Consider the following 24,848-nt stretch of genomic DNA (forward strand, 5'->3'; position numbering starts at 1 on the left):
AGTAAGTGTAATCGACTTTATGATTTATCGTGAATATAACTACCAATAAGCTTTAATATCAAAGAGTTTTTACCAATAAAATGAATTCTCTTTTTTTCTACGAGTTTTATTTTGATTGCTACAGCGAGTGCTCTGAAGACTTTTTTTCGTTCCACAAAAATGAGTGAATGACTCTGATCAACGTAGGACAGAGCTTTTTTGTTGCTATTTAGTATGCCAATGTAATCATCGAGGTGATTTAGTTTTTGACCGCGAAGTTTTTTGATTTGCAAGCATTCGAAATCTAATTGGCTTGTAATCTCATAACCTAGCTTTATCAGTACACCACCAGTTATTTCTTCAATCTGTTTTAATAGATTTGGAGGCATGGACGTTTTCCAACGTCCAACGCTAGAAGCATCTATTTTACCGAATATGTCTCTTTTCCAAGGCTCACCTTCCGAAGTTATATCAGCAGCATTACTTCTTAATAGAATTGATCTATCAAATTCTTCTCCAATAAATTCGAACACTTTTTTCAATATTGTTTCACTATCAGTCACTAATTTTTCGTAACTAACAGTTAAAAAATCGGGTCCGTTGAATTCATCATCGACTTGGACAAACCATGACGAAATAAGAGCTGCATTTTCGATAACAGAGTTTGAAGCCCAAGGGAGTTTAGGTATAGAAACAGCGCTATCACGAAGATCTCTATGTATCAGTATAATCTTCGCTGAAGGAAACTCTTTTCTTATGTCTTTAAGATGTTTTAAATGATTAGGTGTTTTCTCAAGCCACCTACTTTGCGAATTAGTGTTTTCCCGCTCTACAATAGATTCTAACATGGCTTTTAGAGAAGGCTCTTTTTTTGACAGCGCGGTTTCGATGTCACCAGAACTTTTTTTGTAAAGTTCTAACACACTCTGATCTGAAAGCGTCAACCTATTCTTCATAAGTAGCGCAGCTTTATGGGGCCAATTTTCAGTTTTCAAAGCTTCATTTAACTCACAACTGTTTAGTCCAATCTTATTAAAAAATTGCGTCTCAGCACCAGAATAAATGTTCGGATGCGAAGCTAAAAAAGACGTGAGTAATGTTGAACCAGATCTTGGAGTTCCTACTACGAACAAAGGCGCCTTTCCACCGATACCGATATTATTCATAACGTTTCCTCCACTGTGAAATTTATATTATCGAAGCAAATATAGCGCCAAAAAGAGTTCTATGAGCCACTTTAATAGAGTCCCTAATTCTTAGGAAAATACAAAAATGTAAGCTTTATCAATCGTGCGAAAGGTATCCATTTAGCAAAACTTACCTAGGTGGTATAGTTCTAAACAACATTAAAAGCATAAAAAAAGCCAATCATGTTTGATTGGCTTTAGATTTGCTTATGAAGTTAAATTAAGCTTTTCGACGAATACCAGCTAAACCAATTATTGCTAATGCAAAAATCATAACCGTAGAAGGTGCATTCGCACTCACTACGTTTGAGTCCGGTACTGATAGAATAGAAATGTCGTCCAAGCCAGTTCCTGAAAGAACTACGCTACTCTGTCCGTTATCATCGAATGTTAGGAATGAATAACCGTCGATACCAGAAAACGAACTAAATATTATATCTAATCCCCAAAAATCGCTTGAAAAATTCGAGAAAACTAATCCGTCGGTTTTACCTGCAGCATATGAGAACCTAACGTTAGTACCAGTAGCCGTAGCAACAACAGGGTCTCTGTTGCCCGGATCATCTACAAATACTACTTCCCCATCACTACCGTTCATATCGAAAACTATGCTGCCAGCGTCGCCGCCTGGACCACCGAAAATCATGTATAGACCTAGTGCGTCAGTATCATCTAAAGCAAAAAAGGCTACAAGTTCGTTTGCTTGTTCAAAGCCTGTATTAGCACTCCAATCTGCAAAGTTGTAAAAAGATTCAAAAGTCTCATTCAATTCTAACGCTTGAACTTCTGTAGAACCATTTAATGTAATTATAGAAGCGTTTGCTCCAATACTACTGCAAAGCATTAATAAAGCTGCCCCGGCTTTTACTAGCATGTTTTTCATTCTGACCTCAAAAATATCTTTAAATGAAACTTAGATTAAGAACCTAATATTTTTATACAAGATACATACCAAAAATAATAACGATAAAATTCAAACACTTGCAATCTAAATATTTTCAACTGTAAATTTTTACGACACCGTTTTCCGGTCTTTAGAGAGCATAAATTTGAGTTCGCTTGTGTATAACAAAGTATATCGATTAAATAACGTCAGCATTGTTAGAGGAAAAAGCACTCCCCCGGCAGCGACTAATCCAATTAGTACGGAAATATCATTTGGGAAAAAACTGTTCAAATAATTCTTTAATTCAATAAGAATTATGAACATAAACAGAGAGGCACTCGCAGGTGGAAATACCTCTTTAGACAAAGCAATAAAGTCTATAACGATGTGCCTACGCACAATCAAGAGACGGATTGGCAATAAAACAAATGCACTTATCACTATACTTATAAGCATAATTTTGATGCCGAACCATATAGTCGCGCCAGCAACGACCACGCTACTTATTATGTTTAGTAAAGTCAAATTGAAGGCATCTTTTGTTTTACCATTAGCAATTAGTAAGTTTGGCAAAAACCAAGCAATCACTCCTGGAATCATACCAAATATAGAAATCGTCATATATTCGGCACTGGGAGCAAACTTATCTCCAAAGGCAAAGGTAACAAATGGATCGGCAATTGCGGCTAACCCCATAAATATAGGTAATACAATGATTGCTGTTACAGCGACCATTTTTATATATAGGCTACCAAGCTTGTCTTTTTCTTTCACTCTAGAAAAGCTAGGAACAACCATTGTATTTATAGAACTCATCGTAACTTGGCTTACTACTGACTCCCCTTTATGGGCCGCTGCTAAAAGCGCAAAACTAGCAGGGCCTAAAACAATACCTGTAAACATGTTGCTAGCTTTCCTGTGAAGGAAATTCATTATTGTCATTCCGAATAGAGGCAAGCAAAAGCTAATCAACTCTTTGTTATCGTTTTTATCGAAATGAAAGTAGGGTTTAAATTTAGCCACATACAACAAAAGAAAATATTGAACTATAGCATTAGCTAATTTACCAATAATCAGCGCCCAAAGCCCATAACCATTCTCAGCCAATACAATAATCATCACTGCAGAGATTAAAGTGGCACAGAACTTTGCTACGCCCATTTGTCTATTTTTGAACTCACGCATTAATTTACCACTGACTACAACTTGAAGGCTTGTTATTAGCGTTATTGGAGCAAGGCTGGCGACAACCCACGCGGCCAATTCGGAATATGAATAATAAGCAATAGGGGTACCAATACCCAATATTCCCATCACTACGACCATACCCATGCCAGCGACGAAGGTCATAGTGCTAGCTGCATATCTGTCTTCCCATTTGTCTCTTTGAACCAAGTTTTGATTTACGCCTGCATTCACCAGTGTATTAGCAAACTCAATGAACAAAAAGCAAAAACCAGCCAAACCGAACTCTTCTAAGGTAAGAACTCGCGCTAAATAGGCATATACCATAAAATCAACGACGTTGATCCCTGTTCTTGTTAAAGAAGTCCAAATGCTACCTTTTGTAGCTTTTTTCTTAAGCGACATTTATTTCTCAATAATTTAACTGGAAGGTTACGAAAGTATCAACTATGTTCTATTTGCTTCTTTACCTAATTGAAGCTGAAGAAACTCAGTCATACTGGTAAGAAAAATCAAAAAAAGTAACCAGATTAAACCTGCTTTACGTTTGGGTGATAACGTAGAGTTAATACATGCTTGGCTAGAACGAATAAAAAACATTTTTACCAAATTTGCACAAAACCTTGATTTACGTATTAATCCAGCTTCAGCGAGCTCCAAATCCCACATGCCACCTACCACTCGCCTACGCTTGACTAGTAATTCGTTTTTATTACGAGAAGGATGTAAAACTTCAGAGTTTTCTGAGTAAACAACCTTACCTCCACTTTCAACAATGCGCTGACTAAACGCAACGTCTCCGCCCGATTTCAACTTTTCATTAAAGCCACCGTATTTTCTTAGCAAATCCAACGAACAAAACAAGTTGGCGGTTATACACTTACCGTTTTTAGCGTTTTGATCTTGTTTCATAGAAAACATGTTTTCAAAATCTAATGCACTTTGTTGAGTTCGTTTGGCCGAATCTGAGAAAAAAGAAACTTTACCAGCAACAATTACATCACCTTCTTCCTGATGCCAACTTGTCATTAAATTTAAAAGCCAATTATTTGAAACTAAGCAATCTGAGTCTGTAAATGCTATACAGTCACCGCTCGCAACTTCTAAGCCAGCATTTCTCGCTGCATAAGAGCCTGGCGTCAAACATTGCAAAAGTTGGAAAGGTTTTTCTTTTTTCTGCGACACAAGATTTGAAAGATATTCGTAGGTGCCATCAGTTGAACCGTTATCAATAACGATTACTTCGTAAAGATCTTTTGGATAGTTTAAGTTCAGCAAATTACTAATACACTTACCAATTCTGTCAACGTCATTATATACAGGAACCAAAACGCTTACTTTTTGGAAGGAAGTTGAAACATCAATTTTCGAATTCATTCTAATCCTTTATCTATATTAAGAACTTGCAAGAATTAATTCCCAAGCACTAACTACTTTTTCTTCGCCATAACAAGAAACCACTTCTTCTAATACTTTATCTCTAGAAACAAAAATGCCCTCTAATATGTCGTTAGACAGGCTTTTAATGTCCATCACATGCACAAAAGAGTGTCGCTTACTTTTTTCTCTTCCGAAAATGCTGTCATTAGTAAGAATGTTGCATCCCTCTCCTATAGCATGGTAAAAAGAGCCCGAACTGATCATAGTACCTTCTGCATGTGGTAACAGAACAAATTTCGATACATTAAGTAAATCATCTAACTCACATCTTGAAACGAAGCGGTTGTCCCAAGTAACGTTTAGACGCCGTTCAATAATTATGGAGTTTAATTTATTTATGTATGAAGCGTCTGAACACTTCCCCACTATTTTTAAAGAGAGCGAAAGCGGCCAATCTTGCAACACTAAATCTAAGTTTTTGTAAGGCTTGATGCCCCCAAAAAATATGACGTCATTATCATATTTTTTATTCAAACCTAAGTTTTTTAAGATGGTCTTGTCATTTTTATATAACGGATGAATAAGTGCAGGCGTACTATAGTACTCTTCCAAAGCTACCGGCCTTATTTTAAGAAATGAGTACAAGCCACAAATAAATTTGAATCTCTTCATACTTCCAGCGGAATTATGCGGTTTGAAATTATGTTTTACCCACACGGTCTTCTTGGCAAAAATCTTGGAAAATATAACTAAGGCAATCATTTTCAAAAAGTATTGAACTACACGCTTATAAGATCTTCCATATACTCTATCTTCCACCCAGTTTAAAATAACAATAGCTTTCTTGGGCGATGATATAAGGAATTTTACGAAGTCAAGATTTGTTTCTCTTACATCATACCCCAACTTTTTCAGTGCTTTTTTATTCAAGTCTAAGAATTCATTTTGACTTCTATGTGGGTACATAAATGCTCGCACTAATTCACCGTTACTCATTTATAATTTTCCAAACAAAGTTACCCGTATGACTAAAAAGACTTGTTTAAATTATCTCTCTCAGGCCATAGTTATAATATCACTCTGCTATTAAAGCAGGTTCATAAGTAAACAGTGGTGATTAACCAAACTTTCTTTTAACTCCATTAAGGAAAAACATAAACGTAGCTCTATAACCAGCAATCTCGATTGCTTTTTTAATCCAAGCTACCTTTGAATTTTTATGTTTAAGAGAAAACAAAACCTGTTCACAAATGCGTTTTTTGTACCAGTACTCACCTAAAAAATCTCTATGTTTTTTTGCAGAACCTAATCGCTTTTCTATGTCCCTGGGTGACATTTTACGAACTTTTGCGCCGATTCCATCTTCATTTTGAAATCGATAGAGAAATATAGGAATGTTGATATTAATAAAGGAAACATTACGTTCGAATAATCTAACGTACATATCCCAATCTTGGCCGTTATTAAGCGTTTCATCAAAAGGCATTTCTAGAAGCAATTCCCTCTTTGCACTAAAGCCACTCATTCCACAATAGTGATTTCCTCTTACCAGAGAAGATTTAGTAACCTTACTATCTTTGTTTACTTTTACTTTAGATTCGTCACCTAAATGCTTGAAACCAGAAACTACTGCCTCTGCACCACTGAGATATTTTTCATGATGATGAGCGAGGTATTCAGGCAGCCAAATATCGTCGTCATCTAAAAAGGCTATTACATCACCATTGGACTCATGAATTCCTCTATTTCTAGCTACATTTGCACCGCCTGATAAAGGCTGCTTGATATATCTTATTCTGATGTCATCAAATTTAGACAACACGCTTGCGTAGCTTTTCGAAGAATTGTCATCGACAATAATAATTTCTCTTGGTTGAGCTAGCTGTTCCAATACGCTTTTCAGTGAAAGCTCTAAGTAATCAGGCCTATTGTAAGTTGTAATAACAACACTGAATTCCATGATTATATCCCTCTCAGTGACGTATATAATCGCTTGGCTGGCGAGTAAATAAAACGAATGTATCTATGGTAAATCGACCATCTTAAATTTGATCGACCAGCTATATCTTGTTTGGTATAGCCTAACAAAGAAGCTAAATGATAAACGGACTCTGAAAAAGTGTGGCCAAAAAACGAAGATTGTTTTGATGCCTTACTTTTTCTAGAACTCTCTTTAAAAGTTGTTTGCGAATCGACGCCTAAAGCGCTACATATTCGGCTAGTAATTTCAGCTTGATTCAGCACTAAATCTTCGTACTTTAGCAAAGTACACTTTTCAGGTGAACTTGAAGAGAAAGAAAACCAATTCATATAATTTATAATCCATTGATTCTCGAGTTCTATTGGATTTACGTTCCACCGTCTAAATTGAGAAAGAAACACATCTTTAGGATTTCGAACTATGCAGACATAATGGCAATTCAAAACATCGTTATATTCTAGTTCAAACTCTTTCATGAGTTGTAGTGCACTGTTCTGCATTAGGTGGTGCGGCGACTTTTCGATAAACGTTGGTCCAAATTTTTTTATTATTTCAAACCAACCTCTAAATATTAACTGTTTGTCATCATTATGAGGCGGTAGGAACCCTAAATTCAGTTCTAGAAAATCAACGATCTCAGTGCGTGCTCTCATGGCACTATACGGCACAGAACTGGCGAGCATCTTTAGTTGTGGTAAGTGCAAAACAGAAGCAGCCTTTGTCCAATAAAGCGTCTCTGACTCAAAATGCTTTGTAACTGGGTACTCATGTATACCTAGTGCTTCATTAAGACTACGGAAAAGAAAACTAGAGCCAGAGGACTTCTCAGAGAGTATGTAAATTATGTTTAACTTCTGGTCAACTGTCATATCGAGCCACTCTTTTCCTGTACAAATCCAAGAACACTTGCATACTGATTCTTTGTTTTTTGAGCAATTGCATTCCAATCATATCTTTCAAGAAATTCAGATTGCACAACGTGTAAATTTAATTCATCGAGATTGTTTAGTTTATTAGTTAAAGAGTTGACGTCCCCAACTTTAAAATAGCAATCGGTTTGAAGTGCTATGTCTAAATTAGGTTGTATATCAGATAGGATGACTTCTGTACCTGCACTTATCGCTTCAAGTGCTACTATTGGATGTCCTTCGTGATAACTAGGCAGAACAAAAACTCTTGCAAATTTGTATAAGCTTTGAAGCTCAATACCGCTGCGTCGGCCAGCAATTACTACTTTGTCACTAGCTTCATTTTTTATTTGTCGCGAATATTCATCGTCATGATCAGCATCTCCTACAATAACAAGCTTATGGGGGGCTTCTGAATGGTTGAAGGCCTTGATTAGATCGTGCAGTCCTTTTTCAGGAACCAACCTTGCAACAGCTAAAATATAACTGTCCGATAAAACAGAAAGATCTTTAGGAAGATCGCTTTTTACACAATTAAAACCAAAATTCGCAAGTGTTCCATTTGGAATAAAAATAATGTTGTTCTTTCTTTTCGGAAATTTGTTTTGAAGTTCTAATGTTAGAGAGCGACCAACTACAATAACTTTATTCGCAAACTTGCACGCCATTTTCTCTCCGGTTTTGAGAATAAACTTAGCTAATGCATTCCACTTTTGACGATCATAGTCAGCTCCGTGATGGGTTACTACCACTTTCAAACCAAGTAAGCGTGCGAAAGGCGTAAAAATCGCAGGTCCAATTGCATGAACATGGAGTACGTCAGGACGGATAAATACGGCTGAGTAAATAATAGCAATGAATGTATGAAGAAAAGTTTCTAAAAACTTATTTTGGATTGCCCACAAACCAACAATTGAAACACCTTTGTATTCAGTTTTCCGCTTTTCCAAGTAAGGGCTACGACCAATGACGGTAACTTCAACTCCTTCACCCGCAATCCTAGGATAAATTTGCTGACAATGAGACTCTATCCCCCCCATGATATTTGGAATACCTCTAAGTCCTACAACTGCTATTTTCATTTACTTAATATCCCTGTAGGTCTTCGGGCCATCATTACTGATCACTTTCGCTGGCATTCCCGCAATAGTCACATTCCCTGAAAAACTCTTGTTAACGACAGCATTTGCTCCAATACCGATATTATCGCCTAGTTCAATACCACCATATATTTTCGCACCCGGACCTATATAACAGTCGTTACCTATTTTAGGCGCTTTCATCCCGTCTCTTACATCAGCACCAATATTTACACAGACATGAATTCTACAATTCTTGCCAATTTGTGCGTTCGAGTTAACAACAATAGTACCTGCATGTGCAATTGATAAGCCTGGACCAAAAACATTTGGAGGTATTGAAAAACCTAACTTTCTTCCTTTTTTTCGAACTTTGAGCCGTAAATAAGCAACATAAACTTTGCTTAGTAGTCCAATCTTGCAATTCAAAAAGTACTCCAACTTTCTCAAGCATTTTTGAAAAGACCAAATGTCATGGGTTAACTTGTTTTTCAGTGAAGGTTCTATATTTAGTGATTTCAAATCTTCATCTAGAAACATTCTATAATCCGATTTACTCTTAATTTTCATAAAGTAATTCCCGTTTACTAAAAGAATGTCTGCAATGTTTAGGTTTCTTTTTATAACCAATAAGAACAGCATTGAAGATTGAAAAGAATATGAGCCCTTCAATATTCCATAGTGGCATGGTCGCCATATTCATTGCTAAGAAACCGACGAATGATAACGCAATAATTTTTGACAACTTTTTGTCTAATAGCTTGAGTGAATTTATGAGGATAGTTATGCAGACAAAAATGAAACTTACAAAACCAAGTACGCCGTACTCGTAAAGATACGAAACAAAAGTATTATGAGCGTATAAATTGAAACGCCCCTTCCAAGAGTCTGGGCCGAACCCTAATAGTTGGTTAAGTAACTCGGCATTACGGAAAGCATCAATGTATTGGCTCCATATATAGACTCGGGCTGACATGATATCACGCTCAGAGTCTGAGAAGTATATTGGGGCTTTTAACATCAAGTCTAAGTTACCCAACAAAAGTCCTATGTCAGAAAACCTCTCACGCATCGAAACAGACAATGCGACAAATACAAAACATAATATAATAGCAACAACCATCATCACCGGTGCTTTTTGGGAAGGTTTTAAGCGTTGTTCGACTAGCGTGAAATAAAACACTGCTGCTATAGGGATTATGGTCAGAATAGATGTTCTATAATTTACTAAAATTAATAGAAATAACGAAAGGCTGAACAAAGCCGTTCTGAAGGGCAGAGTACCTCGATTGATGAGCCCTATTACGAAGATAAAACTAACAATTATCATTGAAAAAGCCGCTTCGTGGTTATACCCACCAATAAAACTAGCGGAACCATCAGCTTCAGTAGCCTTTGCTTGCCCTAAAACTACAGAAAGAATTTGCAATGCAACTGGCATTGTGAATGCCACAAGCAGCTTTTTCAATGTTGTATTTTGTCCTTGTAACCTAATTGATATTACGAGCGAGCTGGCAAGTACCAAAAAATAACACCATTTAACTAACACATTGATCGTGCCTGGTATTTTCATATTTACAAAACCACTAATTGCGATACAAAGACAAAAAAGAAAAAACGGGAAATACTTTTTGAGCAAAAGCGCTGACGTGGGAATAAGCAGTAACCCTAAGCCAGCTACACCAATACTTCCCAAAGCATTTATTGAAAAGCCCGCAACCAATGAAGGGTAAGTAATAGTATGAAATGCTGACAAAAAGAATCGCAACCATATAGCGCAAATAGCAAACGCTAAATATTTATTGCAGTTCCCCGTTATGGTGCGATACACCATAATGAAGCTTATTAGGCTAACAACTACCTTTAACCCTTCGAACATGTTTATTTACAAACCTTTTCAATAATGGCTATGACTTTTTCTTGAAAGGCATTGTAAGAAAATTGCTTTGCACAGCTTTTGCTTTTTGCAACGTAAGATGCCCGAACAGTTTCATCACTGAATGAGCTTAACGCACTTGCAACACCTTCAGCGTTATTTAACTCACAAAGAATACCGTTTTTTTCATTACTAGCGCCAGTTACTCTGTAAGGGTATTGCTCGGCAATAATTTCCGCAGGGCCAGATTCGCAGTTTGTTGCTATTACTGCTTTTTCTAAACACATGGCTTCAACAATGGCATTAGGGAAGCCTTCAGCGTTCGACGTACTTACAAAGTATTCGGCATTGCTTAAATAAGGGTATGGGTTTGCTTTAAAACCAAGAAACTGCGTTTTGTTTTCAATTCCTAGCTCTTTGGCTTGTGCTTTTAGGTTCGCTTCTTCATCGCCCACGCCCAGAATTACTAGGTTTTCTGCTATGTTAGCTTTAGCATAGGCGTTAAGTAGTAAAGAGAAATTTTTATTTTTGACTAAGCGCCCTACCCCAATAATGTAAGGCTTTGCTGGCAGATCCTGCACATTTTCCGATGCCTGGGCCTGAAGCTGCTGTATATCATACGGGTTATACAGCACCGAAATTTTGTCTCTTGATACTGCATAGTTGTCGATAAGGTCGGCTTTTACGCCTTCAGAAACGGCTACAACGCTGTCAGCTTTGTTGTAAAGCAAACGAACCAAAAGTCGGCTTACACTATCTTTTAGGCCGCCAGAAAGGTGGCTTGTTGTATTAACCCGCTCGCTAATTATAGCTTTAAACTTTAAGCGCTTAGCTAAGGTAACGTTCAAGAAGTTACTTCGCGTTAAGAAACTAAAGCAATATTCTGGATTTAGTTTCGCTAAAACCGGCTTTAGCTGCTGGTAGCCCGAAACTAGACTGCCCTGGGAATTAAGCACTATTTTATTAACGTAATCGGGGCAAACTTGAGATTCAGGCAAGTCATCTAGCAAAATAAGGTGTACGGGAATGTTTTTAGCAACGAAATAAGACTGCATTATGGTTAACAGTTTAACCATTACTCGTTCAGCGCCACCGCCTTCAAGTGAATTAATGATAAACACCGCTGGACGCGCTGAGTACTCCATGAAAGTTCCTTTTCGTTGTAAAATTACTACAAAGCTTGGCAATGATACCAGACGGCGCACAACTTCATAACCCGCACCGCATACTTATATTTTTAAAACCTTAATTAAAAACAGTTAAACATGAACCATGCCAGAAAGATCACTTTCTAATAAAATACCTTTATGATTTTTGAAATGCCTTTCAAGTTCTTAATAAGTTTGCCATCATTGTGTTATTGGTAGGCAAGCTATGGTAACGCATAGTAGTGAAAGATTTTTTACACTTGCCTTAATCTATTGCATAAAGTACCTACGGTTTGCACCAAAAGAAACGTTCATGCTCACCTTTTCTTGCCTTATTAACTGTGCGCGGCATGTTATTAGCTGCTCGCATGGTTGTGATTGTAGGGTGTACTTTGTTGGCAGTTACATCGCCCATTGCACAACAAAAAACCGTGTTCACACCCCAAGTTTATGCCCGTATTGGTTCAGTTTATGGCACTGAGGCTAGCGAAAACGTTGCTAAATGGCGACAATTGGTTAGTGAACTACAAAGTGAAGACTTAGACGAAAAGCTTTACGAAATAAATCGATTTTTTAACCGCTTTGATTTTGTAGACGACCTTGTTCACTGGCAACAAAAAGATTACTGGGCAACGCCAATTGAGTTTATTTCTACCGGTGCAGGCGACTGTGAAGACTATACCATAGCCAAATATTTCTCTTTACTCGAGCTTGGTATTCCCGAACAACAGTTGCGACTAATGTATGTTACTGCGTTAGAATTGCGCCAACCTCACATGGTATTGGCGTATTATGAAACCCCAACCTCTATTCCACTTGTTTTGGATAATATAAACAGGCGTATTTTGCCTGCCAATAAAAGAAGAGATTTGTCGCCTATTTATAGCTTTAACGGTAACGGACTGTGGGCTGCTAAAGCTATGGGCACTGGCCGCAAACTTAGGGGAAGCGGCCCAATGAAAATGTGGGACGACATGGTAGAGCGGCTAGACCGCGTTATGTACGGAGATAAACAAGAATAATGAGACTATCTACCCAATTAAGTTCAAGCTTACTCGTTTTTTTAATACTGGTTTTTGCTGGTTCTTTCATAATAAACGTTAAGCTAACAAGAGAATATGTAAACGAGCAGCTTGCTACCCACGCGCAAGATACCGCAACTTCGTTAGGACTTTCTGTTACGCCCTATTTGGGTGACGCTAACGGCCTGATTGTAGCCGAGACCATGGTAAATGCTATTTTCGACAGAGGGTTCTATCAGTATATTACCATTACTGACATGGAGGGGAACCTACTGATTGAAAGACGTAACCCAGATACTGTCGATACGGTTCCTACCTGGTTTACGGATATTGTAGAAGTTACTCCCCCCGTTGAAAAAACAGAATTAAATGATGGTTGGACGATGGCAGGTGAACTAGCGGTTCAAAGTCACCCAGGGCTTGCCAATGAAACCTTGTGGGAAAGCGTTAAACAAAGTGCGTTTATGTTTTTTGCAGCCTTTGTTTTTGCCTATATTGCCCTGCTTTTTATCATCACTGCCATTACAAAACCGCTTCGTATTGTGGTAAATAAAATTGAAGATATTCAAAATCAAAAGTTTTCTCACATCAACTACAGACCTTTTACGAAAGAACTTTCTTTTATAACCCAGGCAGTAAACAGGCTTTCTACTTCTGTTGAAGTTATGTTTAAAGAACTAACACAAAAAGCCGAGCAGTTCAGAATTCAAGCTTTTGAAGACAGCCTTACCGGTGTGCAAAATAGAAACGCTTTCACCCGCCACATGAACGCGCTACTAAGTAAAACTGCCACCTCGGATGAAGGCTATTTAATTTTAATACGTCTTGCACAACTAAACGCTATTAACATGACGTTAGGTGCTCAAGATGGCGATAAGTATGTTACTGGTGTAGCTGAAGAGCTTAAAAACTTCTCATCTAGTATTCAAGAAACATCATTTTTGTTTAGGATATCGGGCGCTGATTTTGTTTTGGTTACAGAGGCTATGACAAAGCAAGAATGTGAAGCCCACATAAACGTACTCTGTAGTACGCTAGCACCTTGCAACCCACTTAAAGATGGCAGTAAAGCAGTATGGATTGGCGCTGCGCAGTTTAATGATGAACAATCTTTTTCCGAAATTATGGAAAATGCCGACAGCGCGCTTATGGCCGCTACAAAACAACCCAATGGCTGGCAATTTGCGTCTGAGCTTTCTCACATTCACAGCAATACGGCGTGGAAAGAGCGTTTGAACCAAATATTACACCAGCAATATGCCGATATACTTATTCAGCCTGTAATGAACGTTGACCAAAACACGCCCGCTTATTTCGAGGCGTTTGCACGATTTAAAGACAAAGATACTGGCAACCCTATACCAATGTCTCAATTAATTCCTGCGTCAGAGCGCTTGAACTTAATTCCTGAGGTAGATAAGTTGGTGGTAAGCCTAGTGCTTAATAAGCTAGCAGAAGACAAACGTAATGTTGCGATTAACATTGCGAACGCGTCGCTAGCCAATGCAACATTTAGACAGTGGCTATTAGGTTTACTGAACCAAAATGAAGCGCTGTGCACCTATTTGATCTTTGAATTAGAAGATTCTGCGTTAATACACCATAAAAACGATGCAGTATCGTTTTGCAAGTCGCTGGTTAATTTAGGCTGCAAGATTACCATTGAACATTTTGGAGACAATCTTGCATCGTTAGTCGGGTTGAGGGCTATTCAGCCTCATTTTGTAAAAATTTCTGGCAAACTTACGAAAGATATTCACTCGGATAAAGACAGTCAGCTGTTTGTAAGTAGTTTATTGAGTATCGCTCGTGGGTTAAGTATTAACATTATTGCTGAACTTGTTGAGAATGAAGCGGAATGTGTCGCTTTGTCAAAATTAGATGTTTCATATCAACAAGGTTTTTATTTTGCTAAACCATCGCTGTGGCAGTTTTAATACACGCGTAAAATGAGCATAAATGAATAGATGTACAACAAAAGCGAGATCTTAGACGTTCACTTGTTGTACAATATGGTCATATGGCGTTAGCAAGAAGCTAACCAGACGTTTTTAATCTAAGGATAAGTTATGCGTAGCAACATTATTTTATCTGTGCTCTTTTGTGTATTGATTGCTTTTTCAACAGTTTCTTTTGCACAAGAAGGTAGCGTACCAGGCCTACAAGTTAGAAACCTTCTAGTTACTGAAATTGAAGAAGGTTCAGCAGTTGAGCAAGCAGCTAGTGAAGTAAGCCAGACCGTACTTGACGAAGGTATGTTTTTTAATGCCGCTGGCTTATCTTACTTAAGCGAGAACCAAGCTGCTTATCAATCGATGGTGAGTCTACTGAACGACAACGCAACCGGCTTTGAAATTGCTATAGCAGGTTTTGGTGAATTGCCGGAACAACCAGAACAAGTAGTAACTATCGCTATTTTGATGTTCCCAGAAGACGCTAATGAAATTTACAATATCGCCCTTCAGATGCAGGTTATTAGCGAAGAAGACGCATTATTAGCAGTTATTAATGCAGGTGTAGACCCTAGCACGTTAACGGCAACTGCGGCAGGCGCTGCAGGCAATACCTTTTCTCCGCTAGGTGTAGGTACGGGTGCCGCTGGTGCTGGCGGTGGCGATACCACTATTTCAGCGAACTAAAGTCCATTATTTTTAAATTTCGCGCTAGTACGTTGTAAGTGCCTATTTTTAATACCCAGAAAACCGAAAAGTTTCTTTTCGGTTTTCTTTTGTTCACTCTTTTTTGGCTGCCTTTATCGTTAGGTGCCAACCGCCCTTGGGCGTGGGCATTAATGCAAATGTCGTTTTTCTTTATTGGCGGCGTTTTATTACTCATTAACAACTCTTTACTTTCAAAGCTATACGCACAATTCAAGGTGCTTGTTATTGTATGGATGGCATTTTTAGCCTGGCAGCTCGTTAATATAATTCCCCTTCCTTTTTCTTTAGTTGAAGCCCTTCGCCCTGAACGCGTTCACTTTATGATGAACGAAAATATTCGGTACGTAGAAGATATAAGGTCGCAGTGGCTTTCGCTAAGTTTCGATGTTGGGCAGAGCAACGTTACGTTTTTTAAATCGCTTGCCTATTGCTTCTTGTTTTTCATTGCACTTACGCTTATCAAAACAGGTAAACGCCTTAGGTACACTTTGATAGTGATTAGCGCTGCTGGTGTGTTTCAAGCTATATACGGTGCATTGGAAGTATTGTCTGGCTTACAGTATAGTTTGGTGTTTAAGTTACCTGTTTCGCATATCGCAACGGGAAGTTTTGTGTATAAGAATCACTACGCTAACTTTCTTTTGCTATGTTTAAGCGCTGCTATTGGTTATATGATAGCGAATTTGCGTGTTCAAAGCGGTTCTAGCACTAGAGAGCGATTACGTAGAATAGTGCGCTTTTGGTTAAGCAATAAAGTGCTGTTTCGTATTGGCATTATTATTATGGTTATTGCGTTAGTTATGTCTCGCTCTAGAATGGGTAACAGCGCCTTTTTCATAGCCATGACTATTACCGCCACACTAGGCTTAATTTACTTCAAACCGCGCCAAAAAAGCTATGTAGTGTTATTTATCAGTATGTTGGTAATCGACATTCTTATTGTTAGTAGTCTTTTTGGACTTAAGCAGGTTCAGCAACGTTTAGAGCAAACAAACTTAACTCAAGAAAGCAGAGATGAAGTTATTACTGATGCCCTGCCCCTTCTCTCCCAATATGGGATTATAGGTACAGGAGGAGGCACCTTTTATACGGTATACCCTCAGGTACAAAGTGAATCTATTCAGCACTTTTACGATCATGCTCACAATGAATACCTTCAGTTTGCTATTGAGTTTGGCATAGTAGGCGCAGTCATTATAGCCATGCTCGTTTTGCTTTGCGCGAAAAGCGCCTTAAGCGCAATACGACACCGAAGACACCCGCTACCAAGGGGAACAGCCTTTGCTGCTGTTATGGCGGTTATAGGGATGGCATTACATAGTACGGTAGACTTTCCTCTACAAGCGCCTGCAAATACCGCTATATTTATTATACTGTTAGCGCTAGGTGCGTTAAGCCGCGATATAGCTATGGGAAGACAAGATAAATAACCAACATTGGTTTTATAACACAAGGGGATTTGTGTGGTATTAAAGATAAAGCGACCGATAAAAGAAGAGCCAAACGTTCAACATATGCTGGAACGTATGCCAAAAAATGTTGCCGATTCTTTTACTGACGAACAACTGTTTCACCTAAACACAGCCCTAGCCGGTAGGCGATGGGGTAGCCACAAAGTTGATGTAAGAGGCACTATAGGTTTACTGCGAAGCCGATATTACTTCGTTTTACTGGCAGGCCGAGATAAGCGCGACCTATCGCGTACCGAAAGTCGCATAGGCAAACTGGTGATGGCAGCGGTTATTGCTTTATTCTTATGCGTATCTTTAGTACTAGGCTTAGTGCTGTTGTATATTTTAAAAAGCTGGTTAGGTATTAACCTTTTTGAAGGGTTTTCATTAGGCTTGTGGGATTGGCTAAACGGGAAAGGATAGCTAATTGTAGGTTATGCAGTTGGGTATGCGTTTTTTAACCGGATAACTGGCGTCGCGCAACCATCTGCAAACAGTTTCACTCGCATTGTGCTTTTGTATTGCCTTTAAAACAAAACCTCTGCTTAGCGGGTTTTGAAGGCCTAAATTCAAATGCTGTTCCAATTGCTCTTTAATTTTTACATAGTGAATAGACCTTGCACTAAACATTTCTAAACCAAACTCCACTATGAATTTATGCACTATGGCATCTTGTGGGCCGGCTTGCTTCGCGTTTTTTAAGTAATGGTAAAATTCCTTATCTAACTCACCCTGCTGTAGCTTTACAGAAGCCAAGCCAATCCAGCTACCGCTCCAAGTAGGCCTTATTAACAGACTTTTTTCGTAGCTCTGTGCCGCATTCTTTAAGTTATCACTATGGCTCTTTAAGCCTAATTCAGCATCGCTCGATTCTTTACTTCTCTTTTCAACAAGGGCTTTCCACTCGAACAGCTGCCCTTGTATTTGATAATACAGCGCGTTATCTGGGAAATAATCGATAGCGCTCCTAATTTTACTTAGGCCACTGTCAATTCTGTTTATTGAAGCTTTGTCAGGGCTTAGTTGCCACCCCTCAATATCGTTTTTCACGCTGTAATACGCGTTACCCGCAATGAAAAGCTGGAAGCTCCACAAAAAACAGAAACCGGCAAGCAGCACCATTACCCACTTCAGTATTAAGCTGTTATTTGTGAAGCTATTGAGTAAACGGCTAGTCATTGATTGGTTCATTGCTTTGAGCGAACGACACTATCTCACCAGGCCGCTTTATAAAAACCTCTTGTGCGAGTTCATCACTGAATGTCGACACAACTTCGTAGGCGGCGCTCATATCGTTAGGCCGGCGTACAAGGTCATGGGTGTCTGACGCCACAATATGAAATGCTTTGTTTCGCATCATAGATAATGCAAAGTCTTCTACCTTGTCGCCAAAGCGGCCTGTTAACGCACCTGCAGTAACTTGGAACATACAGCCTTGTCGCTGCAGCCAACTAAATTTGTGCTGCTCAGCTAACAACTCACGGTTGCGTTCTGGGTGAGCGATAAGTGGCTGCACGTTATTTTTCAAAAGCCACTTTATAAGTACTTCCAAGCCTTGCGGTATATGGCTATGTGGCATTTCTAGTAGCAGGATATGCTTGCCGTTATATTCGCCTAAAAAAGGCAGCTCCTTTTGCTTGTACCAAATAGGAATTAGCTCGTTGACGCGCACTTCTGCGGCAAAGGAAAGGGAAAGAGGAATACACGTGCGATTTACTTCTTTTTGAAACTCTAAGAAAGTTTGTTCGATAGACTTTAACGTATTGTCAAAATAGCCTTTGTGTATATGTGGTGTGCAAACCATATGGCGAACACCGCCATCTACCGCTTGCTGTGCCATTTCCAAGGCAATGTCTAGAGACCTGGCACCATCGTCGATGCCAGGTAATATGTGGCTATGTAAGTCTATCAATAAATGCTGTTAGCTGTTTTTATGACTAGTATACCCATATTGATCATAAAACCCAGCGTACCTTTGTGCTGCTCCTGATTTGCGTAAGTCTACTTGATTTAGTACTACACCATCAAGACGATGACCCACTTGAAGGAAACGAGACAAGCCATTGTTAATTAGTTTTTCACTGGTACTGTCAGCACGCACAACATAAATAACCGAGTCACAAGAGTTAGCAATAACCATAGAATCACTTACCGCTTGCGTCGGTGCAGTATCAATAACTACATATTTATACCGTGTTTTCAGCTGTTGAATTAGCTCGTTAAAACCTTTATCTGAAAGTAGCTCTTGCGGATTAGAAGGAATAGTACCGGCAGATAAAATATCAATATTAGACTCTTCATCCCTTACTAAACACTCGTCAAATGTATGAGATTTGAGTATAAGGTTCGCTACACCAGGCTGGTAATTTGGAATATTGAATTGCTTACCAACACAAGGGCGACGTAAGTCTGCATCGATAAGTATCGTTTTATCAAGCTGACCTAAGGCGAACGCCAAGTTTATAGAAACCGTCGTTTTACCTTCTTTAGGTACACTTGAGGTTACCATTATAGCTTGCTGCTCTTTGTCTAAATTTAATAAAGACAAGCTAGTACGCAATGTACGAACAGACTCGGCAAACTGATGCTTTTTACCGTCGAAGAATGAACGAACGGGCAAGTCGGTCTTTTTCTTGTGTGGTAACCAAGGAATAAGGCCCAGCATGCGTTGACCAAGCTTGCGCTCAACATCTTCCACTGAACGTATACCACTGTTAAGCGTTTCCATCGCAATAGCTAAGAACACACCAAAACCCACACTAAATACGAAAGCTGCGCCAATTAACAATTTTTTATTTGGTTTTGAAGGCACATAGTTTGGAAGCGCTTCATCCAACACTCTTGCGTTTGCAGATTCAAACCCACCTAGCTCGTCTGTTTCTTTTAAGCGTGTAAAGAATGAATTGTAAAGCTGCTGATTAATATCAACTTCGCGCTGAAGGGCTTTGCGCTGATTATCCAGCGCGGATAGGTCGCGAAATTCTGCTTTTGCTCGTGAAACTTCTCTTTCTAACTGAGCAACACGATCTTCCGATACTTCGTATTGCGTAGTTATACTTCTAATAAGGTCACGAATTTGGCCGCTTAATGTTTCTCTTATTGATGAAAGCTCAGCGTTTGCTGCAATCATGCGCGGGTGTTTCGGGCCGTATACATTGCTAAGCTCACTTACGCGCGTCATCGCCTTAGCTTCGTCGCGGCGAACGTCTCTGATAGTCGGGTGGTTAAGCACTTCTGGTAAACGCGCAATATCATCTAAAGAAACATCGTTTCGTGTTTGCTTGTAAATTACCGCATTTAATTTAAGCGCCGTTTGCGCATCTAATAACTGCTTACTTAGCTGCTCTAGTTCTTCAGACGCTAAACCTACTACACCATCAATGTTTACCACTTGGTTTTCTTCATAGAACTTCGCCAAATTACGTTCAGCAACATCTAGTTTCTGCTTCAAACCTTCTAAGCTTTCTGTAAGAAAAGACGTCGCTTTTGCCGTCATATCCAGCTTAGCTTGAAGATAGTTCTCGATGTACACATCGGTAACAGCGTTGGCCAATTCAGCCGACAGCTGCGGAGATTCGGTGGTAACGGTAATACGCATTACTTGCGTGTTATCTACCATTTCTACAGACAACGCTCTCATTAGCAAGGACGTAGCTTTACGTTTTTTAGCCGCTAAAATTTGCTCTTCGGTAAGCTCTTTTGGCTCTTCCTGCGGCAAAAATGGTAATGCCTCTAGAAGACTGGCTTTAAGCTGGTCGGCAATACCTGGCTCTTCTTTGGCTGGCATAAACTCTTCATTATTCCATAATGACAAGCTTTCCACCGTACGCTCTGCAATTTGACGCGACTGCAAAATTTCAAACTGAGTTTGCATGTAGTCTTTACGCTTGGTATCTAAGCCATAGACTTCTTCAATTGAAACAACGTTAGCTTTGTCAGCTTCTACCAAGATAGTCGTGGTAGAGGTATACATGGGCGTCATGCGCATAACTAACAGCGCAACTAAAATTGTGAACGCAATTGCTAATGAAATAATACGAAATGCGTAACGCTTTATAATTCCTAAATAATGAGCAATGTCGATGGTTTCATTTTCAAACACACCGGCGTTTAACTCTTCCCTGCTATTTACTGCCATTTTTATTCCTGAACGCTACGTAAAATTTAGAAGAAACGCTGATTAATGGTGATAATGTCACCAGGCTGGATCATGTCGCTAACCGTTACTGTGAACTCGTTAGTTCTGCCATCTTTTTCGCGAATGATTGTTATTTTGTCGCGCGCTGCTCGTTCGGTGTACCCGCCTGCTAACGCCGCCGCTTTATTTACCGACAACCCTGGTTGGTAAGCATAACCGCCAGGGCGCTTAACTTCGCCATCAATAAAGAACGGGCGATATTCCACGATAGCTACAGAAACAGATGGATTAACAAGGTAGTCACCTAGTAAACCGTCGTATATAAGCTGTTCTACTTGTGCTGCAGTTAGGCCTACAAGCTTTATTTCACCAAGGAATGGATAGTTTATTGTGCCAACGTCAGGAAGGCGAACCTCCATAGACAGATCGTCTTGCCCGAAAACACTTATTTGTATTCTATCGCCAGAGCCCAGCTGATATTGGCTCATACTTAAATTACCCTCTTGGGCCGTAACGACGTTCGAGAGGAGTAAGAAACAAATTAAGAAGAAACTATAAACTACACCATTCTTCACAACGTAACCTCTGCGGATAAACCTACAACGTTTCTATCGTAACCTATTGATTCTCTATTACTGTCACGATCTGCTAACTGGTAAAACAGCGAGAACGATAAATAACGACGTGCTTGATAATTTAGAGAGGCTGAATAGCGCATCAGCTCGTCATCACGGTTTTCTATACCTTCATCATTTAATACATATTCATTGGTTTCACGAGTTATACTCACAGAAGAACTTAGACGATTTAACCACTCATGATTCCATGATGCAGTATAGTCTCTGCCACGAATGAAGTTTCCTTCGCCGTTTGTTTCGCGAGTATCCGCATTGGTCGAGAAGCGGAACGTTGAATATGAAACAGGTTGCCACTCTACTCCAACTTCCCAATCTGTTCCGTAAAAGGTGCTTCTTGTTGCAGATTCAAAATCTTTCTCTTTATAACCGACTTTCGCAAAACCCGTTGTTGCAGCAGTCGATTCCCAAGTTACACCTAATAGAACACGTGTCTCGTCACTATCACGTGTTTCAATCCCGGTTTGGTTATCGTATCTGACATAAGTTTGGGTGACATCAAGAACGGCTGTAGTCGCTGAACCTATTCTATAACCCAATTCAGCGCCTACTTTATTTTTTACACGATCTCGAATTAGGTAAGCTTGTTCAGACCTATCATAGTCTAGCGTTTCACGGTTGGCTTTGAGCGTTAACAAACCATCAGATGTAGCAGCGCCGTACATGTATTCACCACCGAAATAAGTACTTTTATACCTGTCAGGAGTAGTAATAGCTGTACCAAGGCCTAGTGAGAAGCCGGTGCCTCTCTCTTCATGACCGTCTTCATATTGAGCGACAGCATTGACTCGATGGCGACTGTTCAACTCGAAGTCACCCGAAGCTTCTACAAAATGATCGGTGTAATCGTCGTTATCACTAGAAAAATAAACGCCGCGTTCTAATCTATATCCAACTTGAACTGGGTTACCATCTACTTCTGTAGCAGCGATCAATTCCGGTGATAACGTAGCGCGCCAGCTATATATTTTGGGGTCATCATCACGCGCATATGCAACGTTATCAACATAAGCCATTGACGAAGTAAATGATGGTATTAAATCGAATTGTCCAGCTTGGATTCGACCGGCCTCTTGGGCATATAGTGTCGGGGTGGCGCAAATTACCGACATTGCTATGATGCTTTTGGTCCTTTTAAACATGTTTTTTCCTTCCTTCGATGACCTATCTGTAATGACAATCTAATAACGGTAACTTCGTTTAGCTTTCACCCACTACACACGCGTATAGCTCTAGTAAAAGAAAAATCTGCATCTTTTACAATTTTTGGTGTTTTTTTACCGGAATATCTAAACTATATTTGAACACGAGCAATAGACGTGCCGTTTTTTGGCCTCTTAACTAAACGTAGAAAAAGTTTCGTTAACTCGCCTGCGCTCAACAAACGGCCGCTCGCAGACACATTAGCTAAATCAAAAGTATTTTATAAAGTACTTAGGTATTGTTTCAGCTATATGTCGACACGTTATTTTGCTCAGTATGCTATCGTATTTATGTAACGAATGGAAAGCTTGTGAGCGTCATTCTACTCTTTCTGCACCAAATTAGTACGAAATAAAGTTGTTTGCTGTAATAAAATTACAATAACAGTCCAATATTGTTACAATGAAAAATAGTAGTTCTGAAATAACTAAGATTAACGTGTCAAAAACACATAGTTGTAAAAGCAGCAAACACCGCGCCATAATTAGGCACAACTATTGCTTACTTTTAGATAAATGTATTAGCTGTTTTTACTGTTCACGTAATAATTGGATCAGGCTAGTAAAACAACCAAGCCATCCACGGCGGCCTTCACTTTTCACCTAGAGATTACCTAAATGGACAATAGAGTAGAATCTAACAAAGCGATAAAAGCTCATCCGGTAGAACCTAATACCAACGGTGGTTTAGTTGTTAGAAACCAGAGCGGTTTTTCTACGATTTACAGACTTATTGACCTTTCACTTGTCACTATTCTTTATTATTCTTCGGCTGCGTATTATGGAACGCAAATAGACACAACAAGCTTAATCCTACTATTTATCAACGTAATTTGTTTCCAAATTTCAGCGGAAGGCGTAGAGCTTTATCGTTCATGGCGCGGTCACAGAACACCAGAAATGCTTCGCGCAGCCGCAATTACTTGGATGTTGAGTATTCTGGGCACTATGACCATGGGATACTTCTTCGTTCAAGAAATTAAAACTCCGCCGCCTGCAATTTTACTGTGGTTCGCATCGTCATTCGTTGTTTTAATCATGTGGCGATTTGTTATGCGAAAATTTTTATTTCGCATTCGTAAAAGTGGTTTGAACTCACGTCGCTCTATAATAATAGGCGCTACTCAACTTGGCGCGAATGTCGCACTTCAGATACAACAAAATGAGCACTTGGGTATCAAGTTCAATGGCCTCTTCGATGACCGTGAGCCAGAGCGCCTTCCACACGAGATGCAAGGGGCTGTGTTAGGCAACATTGAAGCTGCGATAGAAATGGCAAAGCGCAATGAGGTTGATTACATCTACATTGCCCTTCCGATGAGTGCAGAAAACCGAATTCGCAGCATATTAGAGCAGTGTAGTGACACCACGGCAAACGTTTATGTTATTCCGAACTTCTTCATGTACAACCTACTAAATGCTCGCTGGCAAACAGTAGGTAATGTGCAAGCACTAAGTGTTTACGACACCCCGTTCCAAGGTGCAAGCGACGTTCTTAAGCGTTTTGAAGATATTGTTTTAAGTACTCTAATTTTAATGCTTATATCTGTTCCTATGTTAGCGATTGCAGCAGCAGTTAAGCTTACATCCAAAGGGCCCGTTATTTTTAAACAAAAGCGTTACGGATTAGATGGTAAACAAATTACGGTTTATAAGTTCCGGTCTATGACCACGCAAGATAATGGTGCAGTTGTAAAACAAGCAACCAAAAACGATGCCCGTTTAACGAAGATTGGTGGTTTCTTAAGAAGAACGTCTTTGGATGAACTACCGCAGTTTATTAATGTTCTGCAAGGCCGTATGTCGATTGTTGGCCCTCGCCCTCACGCTGTGGCGCATAACGAGGAATACCGCAAAATCATTACAGGCTACATGTTACGCCATAAAGTTAAACCAGGAATTACAGGCTGGGCACAGGTAAATGGCCTGCGTGGTGAGACTGAGACAACTAACAAAATGGTACAGCGCGTAGAATACGATCTAGATTACATACATCGCTGGTCTATTTGGTTTGATATCAAAATAGTATTTATGACTATTTTCAATGGCTTTATTAATAAGAACGCCTATTGATTACCCTTATTCGAATTTTTCCAAAGCGGCTTAAGCCGCTTTTTTATTACCAGAAAAA

The 24,848-nt window shown here is 39.4% G+C and carries 22 protein-coding genes; 6 read left to right on the top strand and 16 right to left on the bottom strand.

The window, feature by feature from the left end; all coding sequences use genetic code 11:
• Positions 1–17 precede the first annotated feature (17 nt).
• The 11 genes from ACTRWF_RS01605 to ACTRWF_RS01655 form a co-directional block, all read right to left on the bottom strand.
• Complete coding sequence (locus ACTRWF_RS01605) at positions 18–1,145, bottom strand: sulfotransferase (RefSeq protein WP_462835006.1); 1,128 nt, start codon at positions 1,143–1,145, stop codon at positions 18–20.
• A 241-nt stretch (positions 1,146–1,386) separates the two neighbouring features.
• Positions 1,387–2,049 carry a hypothetical protein gene (locus ACTRWF_RS01610; protein WP_462835007.1) on the bottom strand — a complete coding sequence of 221 codons (663 nt, stop codon included), beginning with the start codon at positions 2,047–2,049 and terminating at the stop codon, positions 1,387–1,389.
• A gap of 129 nt (positions 2,050–2,178) precedes the next feature.
• On the bottom strand, positions 2,179–3,642 hold the full coding sequence (locus tag ACTRWF_RS01615; protein ID WP_462835008.1) for an oligosaccharide flippase family protein: 1,464 nt from the start codon (positions 3,640–3,642) through the stop codon (positions 2,179–2,181).
• A 42-nt stretch (positions 3,643–3,684) separates the two neighbouring features.
• Entirely contained in the window at positions 3,685–4,614 is a 930-nt protein-coding gene (locus ACTRWF_RS01620) for a glycosyltransferase (RefSeq protein WP_462835009.1), read from the bottom strand.
• 18 nt (positions 4,615–4,632) lie between these two features.
• Positions 4,633–5,613 carry a glycosyltransferase family protein gene (locus tag ACTRWF_RS01625; protein WP_462835010.1) on the bottom strand — a complete coding sequence of 327 codons (981 nt, stop codon included), beginning with the start codon at positions 5,611–5,613 and terminating at the stop codon, positions 4,633–4,635.
• A 121-nt stretch (positions 5,614–5,734) separates the two neighbouring features.
• Positions 5,735–6,577, bottom strand: a complete 843-nt coding sequence (locus ACTRWF_RS01630; protein ID WP_462835011.1) for a glycosyltransferase — start codon at positions 6,575–6,577, stop codon at positions 5,735–5,737.
• A gap of 2 nt (positions 6,578–6,579) precedes the next feature.
• Entirely contained in the window at positions 6,580–7,467 is an 888-nt protein-coding gene (locus ACTRWF_RS01635) for a sulfotransferase (RefSeq protein ID WP_462835012.1), read from the bottom strand.
• Entirely contained in the window at positions 7,464–8,588 is a 1,125-nt protein-coding gene (locus ACTRWF_RS01640) for a glycosyltransferase (protein ID WP_462835013.1), read from the bottom strand. The genes ACTRWF_RS01635 and ACTRWF_RS01640 overlap by 4 nt, the downstream gene beginning before the upstream one ends.
• Positions 8,589–9,155 carry a serine O-acetyltransferase gene (locus ACTRWF_RS01645; RefSeq protein ID WP_462835014.1) on the bottom strand — a complete coding sequence of 189 codons (567 nt, stop codon included), beginning with the start codon at positions 9,153–9,155 and terminating at the stop codon, positions 8,589–8,591.
• Positions 9,145–10,464, bottom strand: coding sequence for an O-antigen ligase family protein (locus ACTRWF_RS01650; RefSeq protein ID WP_462835015.1), 1,320 nt, complete (start codon positions 10,462–10,464; stop codon positions 9,145–9,147). Before ACTRWF_RS01650 ends, ACTRWF_RS01645 begins: the two co-directional genes overlap by 11 nt.
• A 2-nt stretch (positions 10,465–10,466) precedes the next feature.
• Positions 10,467–11,606, bottom strand: a complete 1,140-nt coding sequence (locus tag ACTRWF_RS01655) for a glycosyltransferase (protein ID WP_462835016.1) — start codon at positions 11,604–11,606, stop codon at positions 10,467–10,469.
• Between the two features lie 353 nt (positions 11,607–11,959).
• Here ACTRWF_RS01655 and ACTRWF_RS01660 point away from each other — a divergent pair, with 353 nt between their 5' ends.
• The 5 genes from ACTRWF_RS01660 (at position 11,960) to ACTRWF_RS01680 (ending at position 17,165) form a co-directional block, all read left to right on the top strand.
• Positions 11,960–12,631, top strand: coding sequence for a transglutaminase-like cysteine peptidase (locus ACTRWF_RS01660; RefSeq protein ID WP_462835017.1), 672 nt, complete (start codon positions 11,960–11,962; stop codon positions 12,629–12,631).
• A complete protein-coding gene (locus ACTRWF_RS01665) occupies positions 12,631–14,568 on the top strand; it encodes an EAL domain-containing protein (protein WP_462835018.1) in 1,938 nt (645 codons plus the stop codon). The genes ACTRWF_RS01660 and ACTRWF_RS01665 overlap by 1 nt, the downstream gene beginning before the upstream one ends.
• A 132-nt stretch (positions 14,569–14,700) precedes the next feature.
• Positions 14,701–15,270 carry a hypothetical protein gene (locus ACTRWF_RS01670; protein ID WP_462835019.1) on the top strand — a complete coding sequence of 190 codons (570 nt, stop codon included), beginning with the start codon at positions 14,701–14,703 and terminating at the stop codon, positions 15,268–15,270.
• Between the two features lie 44 nt (positions 15,271–15,314).
• Complete coding sequence (locus ACTRWF_RS01675) at positions 15,315–16,721, top strand: O-antigen ligase family protein (RefSeq protein ID WP_462835079.1); 1,407 nt, start codon at positions 15,315–15,317, stop codon at positions 16,719–16,721.
• Positions 16,722–16,754: 33 nt separating this feature from the next.
• Positions 16,755–17,165, top strand: coding sequence for a 3-phosphoshikimate 1-carboxyvinyltransferase (locus ACTRWF_RS01680; RefSeq protein ID WP_462835020.1), 411 nt, complete (start codon positions 16,755–16,757; stop codon positions 17,163–17,165).
• Here ACTRWF_RS01680 and ACTRWF_RS01685 read toward each other — a convergent pair whose 3' ends face one another.
• The 5 genes from ACTRWF_RS01685 to ACTRWF_RS01705 form a co-directional block, all read right to left on the bottom strand.
• On the bottom strand, positions 17,166–17,921 hold the full coding sequence (locus ACTRWF_RS01685; protein WP_462835021.1) for a VpsP family polysaccharide biosynthesis protein: 756 nt from the start codon (positions 17,919–17,921) through the stop codon (positions 17,166–17,168). It abuts the gene before it with no gap.
• A complete protein-coding gene (locus ACTRWF_RS01690) occupies positions 17,914–18,654 on the bottom strand; it encodes a CpsB/CapC family capsule biosynthesis tyrosine phosphatase (protein WP_462835022.1) in 741 nt (246 codons plus the stop codon). The genes ACTRWF_RS01685 and ACTRWF_RS01690 overlap by 8 nt, the downstream gene beginning before the upstream one ends.
• Before the next feature lie 9 nt (positions 18,655–18,663).
• Positions 18,664–20,880, bottom strand: a complete 2,217-nt coding sequence (locus ACTRWF_RS01695) for a polysaccharide biosynthesis tyrosine autokinase (RefSeq protein WP_462835023.1) — start codon at positions 20,878–20,880, stop codon at positions 18,664–18,666.
• A gap of 26 nt (positions 20,881–20,906) precedes the next feature.
• Complete coding sequence (locus ACTRWF_RS01700) at positions 20,907–21,368, bottom strand: polysaccharide biosynthesis/export family protein (protein ID WP_012518096.1); 462 nt, start codon at positions 21,366–21,368, stop codon at positions 20,907–20,909.
• Between the two features lie 83 nt (positions 21,369–21,451).
• Positions 21,452–22,657 (bottom strand): outer membrane beta-barrel protein, encoded by a 1,206-nt coding sequence (locus ACTRWF_RS01705; RefSeq protein ID WP_273001089.1) that lies wholly within the window; start codon positions 22,655–22,657, stop codon positions 21,452–21,454.
• Positions 22,658–23,335: 678 nt separating this feature from the next.
• Here ACTRWF_RS01705 and ACTRWF_RS01710 point away from each other — a divergent pair.
• Entirely contained in the window at positions 23,336–24,790 is a 1,455-nt protein-coding gene (locus ACTRWF_RS01710; protein ID WP_020743344.1) for an undecaprenyl-phosphate glucose phosphotransferase, read from the top strand.
• Positions 24,791–24,848 lie beyond the last annotated feature (58 nt).

The sequence above is a fragment of the Alteromonas sp. G5_S2_22_S1 genome, from assembly GCF_054968525.1.

Bases quoted from the DNA above. Each gene is read 5' to 3' on its own strand.
- ACTRWF_RS01605 (WP_462835006.1), bottom strand. From the start codon at position 1,145: ATGAATAATATCGGTATCGGTGGAAAGGCGCCTTTGTTCGTAGTAGGA.
- ACTRWF_RS01610 (WP_462835007.1), bottom strand. From the start codon at position 2,049: ATGAAAAACATGCTAGTAAAAGCCGGGGCAGCTTTATTAATGCTTTGC.
- ACTRWF_RS01615 (WP_462835008.1), bottom strand. From the start codon at position 3,642: ATGTCGCTTAAGAAAAAAGCTACAAAAGGTAGCATTTGGACTTCTTTA.
- ACTRWF_RS01620 (WP_462835009.1), bottom strand. From the start codon at position 4,614: ATGAATTCGAAAATTGATGTTTCAACTTCCTTCCAAAAAGTAAGCGTT.
- ACTRWF_RS01625 (WP_462835010.1), bottom strand. From the start codon at position 5,613: ATGAGTAACGGTGAATTAGTGCGAGCATTTATGTACCCACATAGAAGT.
- ACTRWF_RS01630 (WP_462835011.1), bottom strand. From the start codon at position 6,577: ATGGAATTCAGTGTTGTTATTACAACTTACAATAGGCCTGATTACTTA.
- ACTRWF_RS01635 (WP_462835012.1), bottom strand. From the start codon at position 7,467: ATGACAGTTGACCAGAAGTTAAACATAATTTACATACTCTCTGAGAAG.
- ACTRWF_RS01640 (WP_462835013.1), bottom strand. From the start codon at position 8,588: ATGAAAATAGCAGTTGTAGGACTTAGAGGTATTCCAAATATCATGGGG.
- ACTRWF_RS01645 (WP_462835014.1), bottom strand. From the start codon at position 9,155: ATGAAAATTAAGAGTAAATCGGATTATAGAATGTTTCTAGATGAAGAT.
- ACTRWF_RS01650 (WP_462835015.1), bottom strand. From the start codon at position 10,464: ATGTTCGAAGGGTTAAAGGTAGTTGTTAGCCTAATAAGCTTCATTATG.
- ACTRWF_RS01655 (WP_462835016.1), bottom strand. From the start codon at position 11,606: ATGGAGTACTCAGCGCGTCCAGCGGTGTTTATCATTAATTCACTTGAA.
- ACTRWF_RS01660 (WP_462835017.1), top strand. From the start codon at position 11,960: ATGTTATTAGCTGCTCGCATGGTTGTGATTGTAGGGTGTACTTTGTTG.
- ACTRWF_RS01665 (WP_462835018.1), top strand. From the start codon at position 12,631: ATGAGACTATCTACCCAATTAAGTTCAAGCTTACTCGTTTTTTTAATA.
- ACTRWF_RS01670 (WP_462835019.1), top strand. From the start codon at position 14,701: ATGCGTAGCAACATTATTTTATCTGTGCTCTTTTGTGTATTGATTGCT.
- ACTRWF_RS01685 (WP_462835021.1), bottom strand. From the start codon at position 17,921: ATGACTAGCCGTTTACTCAATAGCTTCACAAATAACAGCTTAATACTG.
- ACTRWF_RS01695 (WP_462835023.1), bottom strand. From the start codon at position 20,880: ATGGCAGTAAATAGCAGGGAAGAGTTAAACGCCGGTGTGTTTGAAAAT.
- ACTRWF_RS01700 (WP_012518096.1), bottom strand. From the start codon at position 21,368: ATGAGCCAATATCAGCTGGGCTCTGGCGATAGAATACAAATAAGTGTT.
- ACTRWF_RS01705 (WP_273001089.1), bottom strand. From the start codon at position 22,657: ATGTTTAAAAGGACCAAAAGCATCATAGCAATGTCGGTAATTTGCGCC.
- ACTRWF_RS01710 (WP_020743344.1), top strand. From the start codon at position 23,336: ATGGACAATAGAGTAGAATCTAACAAAGCGATAAAAGCTCATCCGGTA.